This is a genomic window from Desulfatiglans parachlorophenolica (assembly GCF_055394735.1).
The window spans coordinates 1,732,938-1,748,122 of sequence record NZ_AP042460.1; the positions used below are offsets into that span (position 1 = coordinate 1,732,938).

General features: G+C 63.0%; 14 protein-coding genes. 7 read left to right on the forward strand and 7 right to left on the reverse strand.

The annotated features are described in order from the left end of the window. Window positions 1-37 precede the first annotated feature (37 nt). The 7 genes from ACZ500_RS08215 to ACZ500_RS08245 form a co-directional block, all read right to left on the reverse strand. Window positions 38-2,470 (reverse strand): 3-hydroxyacyl-CoA dehydrogenase/enoyl-CoA hydratase family protein, encoded by a 2,433-nt coding sequence (locus ACZ500_RS08215; RefSeq protein WP_464232020.1) that lies wholly within the window; start codon window positions 2,468-2,470, stop codon window positions 38-40. Between the two features lie 330 nt (window positions 2,471-2,800). Further along, window positions 2,801-5,239, reverse strand: a complete 2,439-nt coding sequence (gene topA, locus ACZ500_RS08220; protein WP_464232021.1) for a type I DNA topoisomerase — start codon at window positions 5,237-5,239, stop codon at window positions 2,801-2,803. A 57-nt stretch (window positions 5,240-5,296) separates the two neighbouring features. After that, entirely contained in the window at window positions 5,297-6,562 is a 1,266-nt protein-coding gene (gene dprA / locus ACZ500_RS08225) for a DNA-processing protein DprA (RefSeq protein ID WP_464232022.1), read from the reverse strand. A gap of 120 nt (window positions 6,563-6,682) precedes the next feature. Next, the gene (locus ACZ500_RS08230) at window positions 6,683-7,426 is read right to left on the reverse strand and encodes an EI24 domain-containing protein (protein WP_464232023.1); all 744 of its coding nucleotides are present in this window, start codon (window positions 7,424-7,426) and stop codon (window positions 6,683-6,685) included. Beyond that, the gene (locus tag ACZ500_RS08235) at window positions 7,423-7,611 is read right to left on the reverse strand and encodes a hypothetical protein (RefSeq protein WP_464232024.1); all 189 of its coding nucleotides are present in this window, start codon (window positions 7,609-7,611) and stop codon (window positions 7,423-7,425) included. The genes ACZ500_RS08230 and ACZ500_RS08235 overlap by 4 nt, the downstream gene beginning before the upstream one ends. Then, window positions 7,612-8,529 (reverse strand): phosphogluconate dehydrogenase (NAD(+)-dependent, decarboxylating), encoded by a 918-nt coding sequence (gnd, locus tag ACZ500_RS08240; protein WP_464232025.1) that lies wholly within the window; start codon window positions 8,527-8,529, stop codon window positions 7,612-7,614. Window positions 8,530-8,839: 310 nt separating this feature from the next. Beyond that, the gene (locus ACZ500_RS08245; RefSeq protein WP_464232026.1) at window positions 8,840-9,004 is read right to left on the reverse strand and encodes a hypothetical protein; all 165 of its coding nucleotides are present in this window, start codon (window positions 9,002-9,004) and stop codon (window positions 8,840-8,842) included. Between the two features lie 202 nt (window positions 9,005-9,206). Here ACZ500_RS08245 and ACZ500_RS08250 point away from each other — a divergent pair, with 202 nt between their 5' ends. The 7 genes from ACZ500_RS08250 (at window position 9,207) to ACZ500_RS08280 (ending at window position 15,180) form a co-directional block, all read left to right on the forward strand. Further along, on the forward strand, window positions 9,207-9,428 hold the full coding sequence (locus tag ACZ500_RS08250; protein WP_464232027.1) for a hypothetical protein: 222 nt from the start codon (window positions 9,207-9,209) through the stop codon (window positions 9,426-9,428). Continuing rightward, complete coding sequence (locus ACZ500_RS08255) at window positions 9,425-9,889, forward strand: type II toxin-antitoxin system VapC family toxin (protein ID WP_464232028.1); 465 nt, start codon at window positions 9,425-9,427, stop codon at window positions 9,887-9,889. The genes ACZ500_RS08250 and ACZ500_RS08255 overlap by 4 nt, the downstream gene beginning before the upstream one ends. Before the next feature lie 347 nt (window positions 9,890-10,236). Next, complete coding sequence (locus ACZ500_RS08260) at window positions 10,237-11,403, forward strand: HlyD family secretion protein (RefSeq protein ID WP_464232029.1); 1,167 nt, start codon at window positions 10,237-10,239, stop codon at window positions 11,401-11,403. Beyond that, the gene (locus ACZ500_RS08265) at window positions 11,387-12,193 is read left to right on the forward strand and encodes an ABC transporter ATP-binding protein (protein WP_464232030.1); all 807 of its coding nucleotides are present in this window, start codon (window positions 11,387-11,389) and stop codon (window positions 12,191-12,193) included. Before ACZ500_RS08260 ends, ACZ500_RS08265 begins: the two co-directional genes overlap by 17 nt. Further along, window positions 12,174-12,926 (forward strand): ABC transporter ATP-binding protein, encoded by a 753-nt coding sequence (locus ACZ500_RS08270; protein ID WP_464232031.1) that lies wholly within the window; start codon window positions 12,174-12,176, stop codon window positions 12,924-12,926. Before ACZ500_RS08265 ends, ACZ500_RS08270 begins: the two co-directional genes overlap by 20 nt. Next, a complete protein-coding gene (locus tag ACZ500_RS08275) occupies window positions 12,923-14,056 on the forward strand; it encodes an ABC transporter permease (protein ID WP_464232032.1) in 1,134 nt (377 codons plus the stop codon). The genes ACZ500_RS08270 and ACZ500_RS08275 overlap by 4 nt, the downstream gene beginning before the upstream one ends. Before the next feature lie 2 nt (window positions 14,057-14,058). Further along, window positions 14,059-15,180: an ABC transporter permease gene (locus ACZ500_RS08280; RefSeq protein ID WP_464232033.1), complete on the forward strand. Its 1,122-nt coding sequence runs from the start codon at window positions 14,059-14,061 to the stop codon at window positions 15,178-15,180. Window positions 15,181-15,185 lie beyond the last annotated feature (5 nt).

Below are 15,185 nucleotides of genomic sequence, written 5' to 3' on the forward strand. Positions count from 1 at the left end.
CCCTCATCACGATGGTCCGAAAGGTTCCTTGCAAGGATCAATTCCGGAGCGGCTTGCCGGTGGTCAACATGTGCTGGATCCGCGCCTGGGTCTTGGGGTCTCCGCACAGGCTCAGGAAGGCCTCCCGTTCGAGATCCAGCAGATACTGCTCGCTGACCAGCGTGTCGGCCAGGACCTCGCCGCCGGACAGGACATACCCGACCTTCGTCGAGACCGTCACATCATGGTCGGTGATGTATCCGGACTCGTGCATCGTCCAGAGCGCCAGCTTGATCATGGCGAAGGTGTTCTCGCCCGCCACGCGGATCGCCTGTCCGGGCCGCGGCGGCCGGTAGCCTTCCATGTTCATGGCGAGCACCGTCTTCTTGGCGTCCTCGAGGAGGTAATCCCGGTTGACGGTCATCTTGTCGGTCGGCCTCAGGTACCCGAGCTTGATCGCCTCGGGGCCGGAAGTCGCCACCTTCGCGGTCGCGATGGTCTCGAAGGCACGGGCGACGAACGGCATCAGCTCGATCTGCTTCGGATAGATCCCGCCCCGGGGCACCTCGAAAAGGTGGTCGGTGTTGCGGATCAGCATCTCCTTGGTGCCGCCGCCGGCCGGGACCAGCCCGACCCCGACCTCCACCAGCCCCATGTAGGTCTCGGCAGCGAACCGGACGCGGTCCGAGGCGAGGCAGATCTCGCAGCCGCCGCCCAGCGCCAGACCGGCCGGAGCAGCGACGACGGGCTTGTCGAGGTATTTGAGCTTCATCAAGGACTGCTGAAAGGTGTTGATCATCCAGTCGAGGTCGTCCCACTCCTCCTCCTGCGCGGTGAAGAGGATCAGAGGCAGATTGGCGCCGGCTGAGAAAGCGCCCCCATGGTTGCCGATCACGAGGCCCTCGAACTGCTCGGAGACGATGTCGGCGGATTTGACCACCATGCTGATGATGTCGTCGCCCATGGCGTTCATCTTGGTGTGGAACTCGAGGCAGGCCACCCCGTCGCCCATGTCGTAGAGCGTCGCACCGGTGTTGTCCGCGACGACCTTGTTCCGCTCCCTGAGCGAAGGCAGCAGGATGATCCCCGGTTTGACCGGGATCTCGCGGTATTCGCCCGAGAGCTTGTCATAGTGAAGGCGTTTGCCGTTCTCGCTCTTGTAGAAGGACGTCTTACCGGAATCGAGCATCTCCTGGACCCAGCCGGGAACGGCATATCCGGCCGCCTTCATTCTGGCGACGGACTTCTCGAGTCCGAGGACGTCCCAGGCCTCGAAGGGCCCCATCTTCCAGGCGAAGCCCCACTTCATGGCATTGTCGACGTTGACGATGTCATCCGCGATCTCGGGGATGCGATTCGCCGAGTAGATCAGGGTCTCGGTGGTGGTCCGGAAGGTGTACTGGCCGGCCGGGTCGTCCGCATAGTAGAGGGTCTTGATTTTCTGCCCGGTGCCCCCGGCGTTCTTGGCGGCCTCGAGGGAGGCGAACTTCGCCTTCTGCTGCGGGGTGTACTCGAGGGTGTTGTAGTCGATCGAAAGGATGACCTTCTTCCCCTCCCCGTCTTTCCCCTTCTTGTAGAAGCCCTGCTTGGTCTTTTCGCCGAGCAGGCCCTTTTGAATCATCTTCAGGATGAACTCGGGGGCCTTGAACATCTCGCGCTTCTCGTCGTCCGGCGCCCCGTCATAGACGTTGTCGGCCACATGGACGAGGGTGTCGAGCCCGACCAGGTCGGCGGTCCGGAAGGAGGCGCTCTTCGGGTGTCCGATGACCGGCCCCGTCAGGGTGTCGACCGCCTCGACGCTCAGCCCGAGGTCCATCATGGCCCTGATGCCGTAAAGCATGCTGTAGACGCCGATCCGGTTGGCGATGAAGTTCGGGGTGTCCTTGGCATAGACCACGCCTTTTCCCACCAGCTTCTCGCAGACCTCGGCGAGCCTCTCGACCACCTCCGGCAGGGTGTCCGGCCCGGGAACGATCTCGAGGAGCTTCATGTAGCGGGGGGGATTGAAAAAATGCGTGATGGCGAAATGCTGCCGGAAGGTCTCGGAGCGCCCTTCGCACATGGCCGCGGCGGAGATTCCGGAGGTGTTGGAGGTGATCAGGATCCCGGGCTTCAGGACCGTCTCCAGTTTTTCGAAGACGGCCCGTTTGATGTCGAGGCGTTCGACCACCACCTCGATGATCCAGTCGACATCGGCCAGCTTCCCGAGGTCGTCTTCGAGGTTTCCGAGCGCGATCATCTCGGCGTTTTCAGGGATGTAAAAGGATGCCGGCTTCGACTTGAGGGCCGTCGCAACACCGTTCTGGCTGAATTTGTTCCGAAAAGCCTTGCTCTGTTCCGTCAGCCCCTTTTTCCGGTCATCGTCTCCCAGCTTCGGGGGAACGATATCGAGAAGGATCGTCTCGATACCGACGTTGGCCAACTGCGCGGCTATGGTGGCGCCCATCACGCCCGCCCCCAGCACTCCGGCCTTCCTGATCCTCTTGTCCATAAAGCGACCTCCTTTAGACATCCGCTAACGTTTCCAAACGCTCGACCCTGCCAAGAATAACCCGATATTTCATGCTGTTCTACCCAGACACAAAAAAAATTATGAATGAATTATCATTCATTTTTTCGCGAAAGTAACATACGCATTTGGCATTGTCAATACTTTTTGGTGGGGGGACGGAGGATGTTCGGGCAGCGAATAGGATTCTGAGCGGACCCACTTCTGCAGATGCATGGGGTTGTGCACGCGTTTCCAAAACGCGCAAACCAGCCAGTGCCCCGGCGGACGGTTCCTGCCGTCCGCTTGCCAAAGGCACTCGGCAACGGTGATCTATGCGGACGGTGGTTCTTCCGCCTGGGAAGGGTCTTCGCCGGACTGCAGCGGCCGCGAGAATTTGCAGCCCCGCTTGCGGCAGACGAGCATCGCTTCGCCGCCTTTGCCGCGCCGGATGCCGAGGACCCGGGTGCCGCACTCCGGGCATTCCCCTTCGTACGGCTCGTCCCACATCACGAAGCGGCACTCCGGGAAGCGGTCGCAGGGGTAGAAGGGCTTCCCCTTCTTGGTGAACTTCTCCACCAGGGTGCCGCCGCAGCCCTCCTCGGGGCATCTCACGCCGGTCCGGTAGGGTTCGGTGTGCTTGCATTCGGGGTAGCGCTCGCAGCCAAGGAACCGCTGCCCGGAGCGGTTGGTCTTGACGAGCATCCGCGCCCCGCACTCCCGGCAGAGAATATCCGACGGTCTGGAGGCGGCCGTCTTGTCCTCCTCGGAGCCGAGCGGAGCGGTGTGCTTGCACTCGGGGTAGCCCGAACAGGCCAGAAACGGGCCGTAGCGTCCGGTCTTCAGCACCATCGGGCGCCCGCAAAGCTCGCAGGGGCCGAGGTCCTCCGGTACCACCGGGACGGCGGACACGATGATGCGGCCCTTTTCGTCCCGGGTGAAATCGGCCGTCTCCCGGCACTCGGGATAGCCCGAGCAGGCCAGAAAAACACCGTTTTTCCCCGATTTCACCACCATCGGCCGCCCGCATTTCGGGCAGGCAAGCCCCGTAGGGACCTCGCCCTTGAGCTTGGACTGCGCGCGGTCGAGTTCCTCCTTGAAGACGCGGTAAAATTCCCGGATGACCTCCGTCCACTGGGCCTCCCCGTGCTCGATCATGTCGAGGCGGTTCTCCATCTGCGCCGTGAAGGCCGGATCCAGGATGTCGGGAAAACTCGCCAGCAGGAGGTCGGTCACCAGAAAACCCAGTTCGGTCGGCCTGAAGCGCTTCTTCTCGAGCACCACGTACTCGCGGTCGCTGATGTTGGCCATGATGGAGGCGTAGGTCGACGGGCGGCCGATCCCGTTCTCCTCGAGCGCCTTGATCAGGGTCGCCTCCGTAAAGCGGGGCGGCGGCTGTGTGAAGTGCTGCGCAGGCTCGAGCTTGACGAGCGAAAGCGGGTCCCCCTCCTTCAGTTCGGGCAGGAGCGCGTCCTCTTCCTTATTGGGCGCCACTGTCTCGGAGGCCGGCTCGTCATAGACCGCCATGAACCCCTTGAAGGCGATCACCGCCCCGGAGGCCCGGAAAAGGCCCTTTCCGGCCTCGACCTCGATCTGGGTCTGGTCGAGCACCGCCGGGTTCATCTGGCAAGCCAGGAAACGCTTCCAGATCAGCGTGTAGAGGGCCGCCTGGTCCTTCGTCAGATAGGGTTTGACCCGGTCCGGCGCCAAGTGGACATCCGTCGGGCGGATGGCCTCGTGGGCCTCCTGCGCCCCTTTGGGGCTGCGGTACTGGTTCGGCTTCTTCGGCAGGAAGGCCTGCCCGAAATCCGCGACGATCCGCTCCCGGACCGCCGTCAGCGCCTCGTTCGAGAGGCGGAAAGAGTCGGTCCGCATATAGGTGATCAGACCGACCTGCCCCTCGGAACCAACCGCCACGCCCTCATAGAGGTTTTGGGCGATGAACATGGTCTTTTTGGCAGGAAATCCGAGTTTTTTGCTGGCTTCCTGCTGCAGGAGACTCGTCGTGAAAGGCGGCGGAGGGCTCTTTTTCGTCTTTTTCTTCGTGACCCGCCGCACCTTGAAGGGCTTGTCCCGGACCGCCTCGATGACCGCGTCGGTCTCGGCCCCGGTCTTCAGATCGCACTTTTCGCCGTCGAAGGCCACCAGGCGGGCCTTGAAGCGCGGAGGCCGGTCCGCATCGAGATGCGCCGTCAAAGACCAGTATTCCTGCTGCTCGAAGGCGAAGATCTCGCGCTCCCGGTCGCAGATCATCCGGACGGTGACCGACTGGACGCGCCCGGCGCTCAGGCCCCGCTTCACCTTGGTCCAGAGCATCGGGGAGATCTGGTAGCCGACCAGACGGTCCAGGACGCGGCGCGCCTGCTGCGATTCGAACTTGTGCCGGTCGAGTTCCCTGGGCGAGGCAACCGCCTCGCGGATGGCGCCGGCCGTCAGCTCGTTGAAGAGCACCCGCACGATGGCCGGGCCGCCGTTTCGCAGCTCCTCGGCGATGTGCCAGGCAATCGCCTCCCCCTCCCGGTCCGGGTCGGGGGCGAGGTAGACCGTTTCGACATTCCTCCCGGCCTGCTTCAGATCCCTCAGGATCTTCTCTTTGCCCTTGATGGTCACATACTCGGGCGTAAAGTTCCGCCGGACATCGACCCCGAGACGGTTCACGGGCAGATCCTTCACGTGCCCGACGGAGGCCTTGATCACGAAGTCGGGACCGAGGTATTTCTGGATGGTTTTGGCCTTTGCAGGCGATTCGACGATCAGAAGATTCTTAGCCATAAGCTCGAGTATAACCTGTTCATAGGGAAAATCACTGCCGAGCGGACTCGGCCGCCTCTAACGCTCCGGCGGACATTCATCGGGAGCGGGGGGATCAGACCGGACATAGGTCCTGCCAGGCAGACCCTTCACGTGGCCCTTCAGTTCGAGGGTCATCAGCGCCCCGAGGACCTCCCCCGAGGGCAGACGGGTCTTGCGGACGATCTCGTCGATGTGGAGCGGATAGACGTCCAGCGCCCCGTAGACCGCCTTCTCCAAACCGTCCGAAATGTGAGGTGCCTCAGGCGCCTTCACCCAACCCATCTTTTTCCGCGGCCGGAGTGCCAACTCCTCCAGGATGTCTTCCGTCCCCTCGACGAGCTTTGCCCCCTGCTTGAGCAGGAAATGGGCGCCCGCGCTCTTGATCGAATCGACGCTCCCCGGCACCGCAAACACCTCCCGCCCCTGTTCGAGGGCCTGGGCGGCGGTGATGAGGGAACCGCTTCTCCGGGTGGCCTCCACCACGACGACCCCACGGCTCAACCCGCTGATCAGCCGGTTGCGGATCGGGAAGTTCCGGGGCTCCGGCTGCGTCCCCATGGGGAATTCGCTCAGAACCGTGCCGGCCTCGAGGATCCGCGCCATGAGCCGGCTGTTCGACCGCGGATAGACCTGATCGACCCCGGTGCCCAACACCGCCACGGTGTAGCCGACCGCACCGAGGCAGCCCCAGTGGGCCGCCGTGTCGACCCCGCGGGCCATGCCGCTCACGACCGCAACGCCGCTCCGGCCGAGGCCCCTGCCGAGCCGCTCGGCCACCTTCAACCCATAGTGGCTGGCGTTGCGAGAGCCGACGATGGCCACCGGCGACCCGTTCGGAGGCGGCACCCGGCCCCTGACGTAAAGCACCATCGGCGGGGCGTGGATCTCGCGCAGTTCGGGCGGGTATTCCCGGTCCGCATAGGTCACGATCCGGGCCCCGCACCGCTCCGCCGCCTCCAGCTCCCTTTCGGGATCCACCTCGGACCCGCGCCGGGCGATGGCCCGCGCGACCTCGCCTCTAACCCCCTCCACGCGGAGCAAGTCCCCGAGACCCGCCCCGAAGACCCGGCGGGGATCCCCAAACGCATCGATCAACCGTTTGAAGGTCCTGTTCCCCAGTCCGGGTATCAGATAGAGACCCAGCCAGTAGCACCGTTCGTCAGACCAGGTTTGCATGGGATCGGCAAAAGAGCGGCTTTCGGGTTCAGAGAAACCGGACCGGGCTGCGGTCCAGCTGTCGTCCGGCGTTCGATGAATCCTCCCGGGGCCGGAGGCGTATGCGTCGAGGGGGGGGCCGTTCATCCCGGTCCTGCCCCCGAAACCGAGGACCGGAGACGATCGATCGACAGGCGGCTGACCCGGCGAATCGATCAGACCAGAATATAAAACAGACCCGCCGCGGTTAGTCAAGGACAAATTCCATCAAACCGCCCCATCCCCCGCGCCCCGGCCCTTCCCCATGCGGTCGAGGGCATAGAGCGTCGCGCCTACCGGGGCGAAGGACAGGAGGAAGATGTTCACCACCGGCACCAGGAACGGGAGGCCGAAGCCCAGGTGAAAGAGCAGGCTTTCCTTGAAGAGCCGGAACCGCTCGCCGAAAGGCAGCAGCCGGCGCGCCGGAACGAGGTCGGTGTTGTCCCAGGCCAGGAAGCAGACCGCCGCCGCCGATGAAAGGAGGACCCACAAGGGCCCGAAGGGCAGGAGCCAGCCGAAGACCATCAGGATCAGCGACCCGGCCACCGGCAGAATGGCCCGCGGGATCTCCTGGCCGATCAGGTACAGGAGGACCTTCAGCAGCCCGCCGCCGGGCTCCTCCACATGCCCGGTCACGATCTTTTCGGTGATACGCGACATGTAGTCCATGACGAGCACGGCGAAGACGATCTGCGCCAGCAGATAGGCGAGCACGGCGGCCACCCCCGTCAAAAGCAGGGACACGAGCCACGAAACGATCACCCAGAGCCAGAGGATCCATCGGCTTTCGGGCCTCGTCCAGACCGCATCGAGGATCTCCTGATGGTAGACGAGGATCAGCGCCGAGGCCGCCACGGTCAAGGCCAGCACCACCACCAGACGCAGGATGCCCCAGAAAAGGAGCCGGGGCCGCTGGAAGGCCAGGCCGAGGCCCCGCACATGATACGTAAAACCCATGATGAACGATTTCATGACGTTCGAGTCATCTCCTTCTCAAGCAGGCCTTGCGGCATCGCCGAGGCAGCCCTGCGGGCGAGCCGCGCTTCGATCGAGGGCAAGGCCGGTTCCCTGCGCTGCGCGCGCCGCACCGTCCAGGCCTTGCGGGCGGCTGCGCCCTCTGCGGGATCGGGCTCCACTCCAATTCGTCCCTTCCGCATTCACCCCTCACGCTCTGTCTTCACAACCGCGTGCCCGCCGAACTCGCGCCGGAGGGCCGCCACCACCTTGTCCGAGAAGTTGTCCTCCACGCGGCTGCGGAAGCGGCTCATCAGCGACAGGGTCAACACCGGGGCCGGGACGCCGCTCTCGACGGCCTGGAGCGCCGTCCACCGGCCTTCCCCCGAATCCTCGACGAAGGCGCCGACATCGGCCAGGCGCGCGCTCTTCGAAAACATCCCCTCGGCCAGTTCGAGCAGCCACGAGCGGATGACGCTCCCCTGGTTCCAGAGGTGCGCCACCTTCGCGTAGTCCAGATCGTCGGAGTAGGCGGAGGCATCCAGGATACCGAAACCTTCGGCATAGGCCTGCATCATCCCGTACTCGATCCCGTTGTGGATCATCTTCAGAAAGTGTCCCGCGCCCGTCCCGCCGCAGTACAGGACACCATCCGCATGGGCGGCGAGCGACCGAAAAACCGGCTCCAGCGAGGCGTAAGCGTCCTTGTCGCCCCCCACCATCAGGCAGTATCCGGTTTCCAGACCCCAGATGCCGCCGCTCACCCCGACATCCACATACTGGATCCCCTTCGGGCCAAGGAGCCCCGCGCGGCGCAGATCGTCTTTATAATAGGTGTTCCCCCCGTCGATCACGACATCCCCCGCTGAAAGGAGCCCGGCCAACCGGGTCAGGTGCTCGTCCACCGTGGCGCCGGCAGGCAGCATAAACCAGACCGCACGCGGCGCTGCGAGCTTCCTCACGAGCTCTTCCAGACTGAACGCCGCCTCGGCCCCTTCGGCCGCCAACCGCTCCGTCTTCTCCCGGGTCCGGTTGTAGCCCACCACATCATGTCCGCCCCGGATCAGCCTTCGGGCCATGTTCATCCCCATACGCCCCAATCCGATCATCGCTATCTGCATCCGGCCCTCCTCCCAGGGCGCCGCCTCCGGCCATTCCAGGCGGCCCCGCGCCCATGGGGCCTCCGCCGTCCTCTTTCGTTCGAATCCTCGGCCTTGCCGGCCTCGGACCCCGATGCCATCTTTTCCGCGAGCCCTCCGGTGAATGCCCCGGCACCCTCCGGAAACCCGAGGTTCACACACATTGTAACAGGATCTGCGCAGCTTTCAACCGCCTCGCCGTTATTGACGCCGGTCAAAAAAAGACATTTGGAATCTCCTTGCACTTCGATCATGGCAAGGGTATTTTGGAAGAGCAATCAGATGGACCTCGCTAGTCTCCATCCGGAAATGATTTCCCGGTACAACCCAGTTTCCAATCCGGAAATGAGGGTTTTTTGCCAATATCAAGGAAATCAAGCGTTTGCGCGGAGGCGACCTGTAGGTCGCCGCACAAGCAAACGTGCAGATTGACGCCGAGATTGGCAAAAAAGACCATTTCCGGATGGAAACTCGCTATCAATCGTCTTTATTTAGAACAGAAAAATGCTTTCCATCATGGACGAAACGGAAGACCGTAAAGAAAGCTGGATTCTCTCTCGATCCTCCGAATTCGAGAAGCTCGTCAAAAATGGGTTGGACGATATTTGGGCCGGCAGGACAAAGCTTTGGAAGGAAGTTCAACAATAGGTTGAACTGAGGTGAAAACTATGCGGGTTAGAGAGCAATTGATTAAAGAGATTCAGGATCTGCCACCACAGGATCTGATGGATGTTTATGAAATGGTGCTGGACCTGAAGGAGCAAAAGAACATCCGTTTGAAAGATGCAAAGCCCGCATTTCTCGAAGTGCAGGAAATCCTGAAGAAGTGCCCTGGATCACTCTCAGATGACATACGCCAACTGCGTGAGGACCGGATATGATCCTATTTTTTGATACATCGGCGTTGGTCAAATTTTTTCATCGGGAGGAGGGTACCAATGTCGTTGTTTCCATTATGTCCGACCTCGAGAATGAAATATGGGTTTCCGAACTTGCCAGGCTGGAATTTGTTTGTGCGCTCCATCGAAGGTTAAGAATGAATGAGCTTACTGAGGACGATTTGGCCAAAGCCCTTGATGGTTTTTATAAAGAATATTCAAGGCTTAACACCAGGAAAGTCGGGAGAGCGGTACTGAATGAGGCAGAGGCTCTTGTCAAACGGCTGGGAAGAACGTCAGGCTTGAGAGCTCTGGATGCAATTCATCTCGCCACATTCAGCCTATTCAATCAGATTGAAGAGATGCTATTTGTGGCAGCCGATGATATTCTGCTCAAGGCTACCAAAGCAATAGGAGCAAAGGCAATAAATCCTCTTTCGGGGCCGGAGATTATCATGCCGTAACCCATAAGGGGTTTGAAGTAGCAATCAAGTAATTTCCCTGCAGCACTGCAAATCGCGCCTTCCCCGGACCTCCCTCCGCGCAGAAAAACCCCCTCCCCGACCATTTCCGGCCCTCCGGGTGCGATTGCGGCTTGATCGACTCTCGCTCCCGGTGGTATAAAGCGCTACTGTCTTGATCTTCCTTTTGAGAGCGGTGTTTTCCCCAAGCGATGAAACGGTTGGAGGCCCCTTTTCGGTCCGGATCGGGCGCACCCTTGTCCCGCCGCAGAAAGCGAGCCCCAAAACCAACCGGCGCAGGAAACCTCTGCGCGAACACCCGGCAACCAGCCTGAAGGACGGACGAAACATTGAAAAAGCGCCTCATATTGATTGTTTTCGTCATCCTGCTCCTCGGGGTAGGCCTGCTGGTCTATCTCGGACAGCGGCGCGAGAAGACGGCGGAGCGGTATTACTCCGGGACCATCGAGAGCATCGAATCCAACATCGCCTTCCAGGTCAGCGGCCGGGTCCAGGAAGTGCTGGTGGACGAGGGCCAGGCCATCCGGAAGGATCAGGTCCTCGCCCGGCTCGACGCCTCGACCTACGAGGCCCGGGTCCAGAAGGCCGCCGCCGACCTCGAGCAGGCGGTCCACGCGGCGTCCCAGGCCGAGATCCAACTCGCGACGATCGAGATCGCGGCGCCGGCCGCGGTGGCCCGCGCCGAAGCGGCCGTCCGATCGCTCGAGGCCAACCTCGATGAGATGGAGGCCGGATACCGGCGGCAGGAGGTCCACCGGGCCGAGCAGGCCCGGCTCGCGGCGCGGGCGACCCTCGAGGAGGCCCGCAGGGACAAGGAACGTTACGAAAAGCTCTTCGAGCGGAAAGTCGTCTCCGCCGCCGAGATGGAGGCCTACGCCCTGCGCCATGAAACCGCCCTGCGTGAATACGAAAGGGCCAAGTCGGCCTCCGACCTTTCGCGCGAAGGTTTCCGGAAGGAGTCGATCCGAGCGGCCGCGGCCCGCCTGTCCGAGGGCCGCGCGGCACTGGACGAGGCAAAGGGCAACCTGAAGAGGATCGATGCGGCCCGCGCAGCGCTCGACGTCGCGCGGGCCCGCGTCCACGCGGCGCAGGCCGCGCTGCGCCTCGCCGAGACCGAAGGTGCGTGGACGGTCCTGGCAGCCCCCTTCGACGCCATCGTCACCAGCCGCAACGTCGAACCGGGCGAGGTGGTCACCCCGACCAGGGAGGTCCTGTCCGTCGCCGACCTCCGATCGGTCGAACTCAAGATCTTCGTGGGAGAGACCGAGCTCGGAACCGTCAAGCCCGGGCAGAACGCCACGGTCAGGACGGACACCTTCCCGGAGAAGGACTACGGCGGAACGGTCATCTACATCTCGCCGGAGGCGGAGTTTACCCCGAAGATCATCCAGACCCACAAGGAGCGGGTCAAACTCGTCTACCTCGTCAAAATCGCCCTCTCGAACCCCGACCTCGAGCTGAAGCCAGGGATGCCGGCCGATGCCTGGCTTCAGTGAACATCCATTGGGTGAAAACAGGCCCGCCCACCGGCTGTCGGCCCCGCTGATCGAGGTCCGGGGGGTCTCCAGGCGCTACGGCGCCCTGGAAGCCGTCTCCGCGGCCGACTGCGCCATCGAACGGGGGATCGTCTTCGGTCTCGTCGGATCGGACGGGGCCGGCAAGACCACGCTCCTGCGCATGATGGCCACCATGCTGAGGCCCAGCACCGGGCGAATCACCATCGGTGGATTCGACACGGTCCAGGAGAGGGACCGGGTCAAGCGTCTGATCGGCTACATGCCGCAGCGCTTCGGGCTCTATCAGGACCTCACCGTGGCGGAAAACCTCGATTTCTTCATGGACATCTACGGCATTCCGGCGCGCCTGCGCCCCTCGAAGCGCCAGAGCCTCCTCGGGTTTTCGAACCTCCTCCCCTTCGTCGAACGCCAGGCCCGGCACCTGTCAGGCGGCATGAAGCAGAAGCTCGGACTGGCCTGCGTCCTCGTCCACGAGCCGGAGGTCCTCATCCTCGACGAGCCGACCAACGGCGTCGACCCGGTCTCCCGGATGGAATTCTGGGAGATCCTCACCAAACGGCGCGCCCAGGGAATCACCATCGTGGTTTCGACCGCCTACTTCGACGAGGCGAAGAAATGCGACCGCATCCTCCTCATGCACCGTGCGCGCATCCTCGCCGAGGCGGCCCCGGACGTCCTGTGCCAGGGATTTGCCGACCTCGAATCCGCGATCGTCCACCACATCCAGGATATCGACGGGGGCCCCGAACATGACCGCTTCGGACTCTGACGCGGTCCGCGTCAAGGCGCTCGTCAAACGCTTCGGGGCCTTCACGGCCGTCGCCGGCGTCTCCTTCTCGGTCAAACGGGGGGAGATCTTCGGACTCCTCGGCCCGAACGGCGCCGGAAAATCCACGATCATCCGCATGCTCTGCGGCATCATCCGGCCTACGGCCGGCGAAGGCCATGTCGCCGGGTACGACCTCTTCACCGAGTCCGAGCGCATCAAGGAGCACATCGGGTACATGTCCCAGCGGTTCTCGCTCTACGAGGACCTGACACCCTTCGAGAACATCCGTTTCTATCTCGGCATCTACGATGTGCCGGTTCGGAGCTGGCCCGAAAAGATCGACTGGGTCCTCGACATGACGCGGCTGAAGGACGCCCGCAACCGCCTGACCCGCGAGATGCCGCCAGGCCTCCGGCAGCGCCTCGCCCTCGGCTGCGCCCTCCTGCACGGGCCCGACGTCCTGTTCCTGGACGAACCGACCTCCGGGGTCGACCCCCTGACCCGCCGCCGTTTCTGGGATTTCATCCGGGAGCTTGCGGAAGGCGGCGTCACGGTCTTCGTCACGACCCACTACATGGACGAAGCGGAACACTGCGGGCGGATCGTCATGATCCACGACGGGGTCATCGTCGCGGAGGGAACCCCGGCCGCCATCATCGCCGAGCATCTCCCGGAGGGCGGCGGCGGTCTGAATGAGGCCTTCGTGGCCCTGATGCGCAGGAGGCGCTCATGAGGCCGGCCGCCGCCCGGGCCATCGCCCGTAAGGAATATTACCACCTGATCCGGGATTTCCGGAGCCTCTACCTGGCCTTCGCCATCCCCCTGCTCCTGATCCTGATCTTCGGCTACGCCCTCAGCCTCGACGTGGAAGACGTGCGCACGATGGTGGTCGATTACGACCGGACGCCGCTTTCGCGGGACCTGATCCGGCGCCTCGACGCCGGCACCGCCTTCCGCGTCACGGCCCGGCTCCCCCGCACCCGCGACCTCGAGGCCGAGCTCGACGCGGGCCGGACTACGCTCGGGATCGTGATCCCGCCCGGCTGGAGCGCGGCGCTCCGGGCCGATCGTGAGGCACCCCTCCAGGTCCTCATCGACGGCAGCGACCCGAACTTCGCCGGCATCACCAAGAGCTACGTGGAGGCCTTCATCCAGGAGTACAACCTCGGCCTGCTGCAGGCCTTTCTCGACCGCAGCGGCATGGGCGCCATCGACATCCCGATCGATGGCCGGGTGCGGGTCTGGTTCAACGAGAACCTCGAGAGCCGGAACTTCATCGTCCCGGGGATCATCGCCATCATCATCATGATCGTCGGCGCCATGCTGACGAGCCTCGTCATCGCGAAGGAATACGAAGACGGCACGATGGAAACGATCCTCTCCCTCCCGGTCCACGCCCTGGAGTTCCTCGTCGGGAAGGCGGTCCCCTACTTCTTCATCGCGCTCGTCGACGTCCTGATCGCGGTCCTGATGGGGCAGGTCCTCTTCGGCGTCGTCATGAAATCGAGCTTCTGGCTCATGATCCTCGCCTCGGCCATCTACCTCTGCGTCGCTCTCAGCCTGGGCTTCCTGATCTCGATCCTGACGAAGTCCCAACTGGTCGCCAACCAACTGGCGGTGCTGTTGACCTATCTGCCTTCGCTCCTCCTCTCCGACTTCGTCTTTCCGGTCATCAACATGCCGCCGCTGCTCCAGAAGGCCACCGCGGTCGTCCCGGCGACCTATTTCATCGATATCATGAACGGCCTGTACCTCAGGAACCTCGGACTGGCCGAGCTCTGGCCGAGCTATGCCGTGCTGCTCGGGATGTTCTGCGTTCTCGGGCTCGGCACGCTCTTCGCGCTCAAACGGGAAGGACTTTGAAGATGAAGGGATTGCGGATCCGGGAACTCGTCAGGAAGGAATTCATCCAGCTTTTCCGGGACCGGAAAAACCGGCCGCTGCTGATCATTACGCCGCTTGTGCAACTGATCCTCTTCGGCTACGTCGTCAGCACGGATGTCAGGGACATCCGACTTGCGATGGTCGACCAGAGCCGGACCGTCGAAAGCCGCATGCTGCGCGAGGCCTACGATGCCAACAAGACCTTCCGGGTCATCCTCGCCCCGGAGGATCCCCGGGACCTGGAACAGGCCCTCCTGGACCGGCGGGTCGACATGGCGGTGATCATCCCGCCCGATTTCAGCGCGACCCTCCGCTCGGGACAGACGGCGGAGGTGCAGATCCTCGTCGACGGCAGCATGAGCAACATGGCATCGGTGCGTATCTCCCACACCCTCACCGCCCTGAAGGGCCTGAACGACCGCTTCGTTCGGGAACTCTACCCGCAGCGCCTCGAATACGGACGGATCGACGGGCTCATCCGCACCTGGTACAACCCGAACCTCGACAGCCAGTACTTCTACGTTCCCGGCATCGTGGCCTTTCTGATCATGCTTCTAATCCTGCTCTTCACCTCGATGGCCATCATCCGGGAGCGCGAGGCCGGCACCATGGAGCAACTGATCGTCACGCCGCTGACTTCCTCCGAATGGATCCTCGGCAAGACCATCCCCTACATCCTGATCGCCCAGGCCCAGATGCTGGCCGTCACCCTGTTCGCCGTCTGGTGGTTCGAGATCCCCATGGTCGGAAGCGCGCCCCTGCTCTTCGGCGCCACCTGTCTGTTTCTCCTGAGCACGCTCGGGATCGGACTCTTCATCTCCACCATCTCCACCACCCAGCAGCAGGCCATGATGACCACGTTCTTTTTCATGGTCCCTTTCTTCATGCTGAGCGGATTCGTCTTCCCGATCTCGAACATGCCCCTGCCCGTGCAGTGGTTCACCCATCTGAACCCGCTCCGGCACTTTCTGGTCATCATCCGGGGCATCTTCCTCAAGGGGACCGGCTTCGAGGTGCTCTGGCCGCAGTTCGCCGCTCTGGGGCTCCTCGGCCTCGCCGTCTTCTCGGCCGCCGTGGGCCGCTTCAGGAAACACCTCGACTGAAACCC

Coding starts and splice junctions, on each gene's coding strand:
- ACZ500_RS08215 (WP_464232020.1), bottom strand. CDS start 2,470: ATGGACAAGAGGATCAGGAAGGCCGGAGTGCTGGGGGCGGGCGTGATG.
- topA (WP_464232021.1), bottom strand. CDS start 5,239: ATGGCTAAGAATCTTCTGATCGTCGAATCGCCTGCAAAGGCCAAAACC.
- dprA (WP_464232022.1), bottom strand. CDS start 6,562: ATGAACGGCCCCCCCCTCGACGCATACGCCTCCGGCCCCGGGAGGATT.
- ACZ500_RS08230 (WP_464232023.1), bottom strand. CDS start 7,426: ATGAAATCGTTCATCATGGGTTTTACGTATCATGTGCGGGGCCTCGGC.
- ACZ500_RS08235 (WP_464232024.1), bottom strand. CDS start 7,611: ATGCGGAAGGGACGAATTGGAGTGGAGCCCGATCCCGCAGAGGGCGCA.
- gnd (WP_464232025.1), bottom strand. CDS start 8,529: ATGCAGATAGCGATGATCGGATTGGGGCGTATGGGGATGAACATGGCC.
- ACZ500_RS08245 (WP_464232026.1), bottom strand. CDS start 9,004: ATGGTCTTTTTTGCCAATCTCGGCGTCAATCTGCACGTTTGCTTGTGC.
- ACZ500_RS08255 (WP_464232028.1), top strand. CDS start 9,425: ATGATCCTATTTTTTGATACATCGGCGTTGGTCAAATTTTTTCATCGG.
- ACZ500_RS08265 (WP_464232030.1), top strand. CDS start 11,387: ATGCCTGGCTTCAGTGAACATCCATTGGGTGAAAACAGGCCCGCCCAC.
- ACZ500_RS08270 (WP_464232031.1), top strand. CDS start 12,174: ATGACCGCTTCGGACTCTGACGCGGTCCGCGTCAAGGCGCTCGTCAAA.
- ACZ500_RS08275 (WP_464232032.1), top strand. CDS start 12,923: ATGAGGCCGGCCGCCGCCCGGGCCATCGCCCGTAAGGAATATTACCAC.
- ACZ500_RS08280 (WP_464232033.1), top strand. CDS start 14,059: ATGAAGGGATTGCGGATCCGGGAACTCGTCAGGAAGGAATTCATCCAG.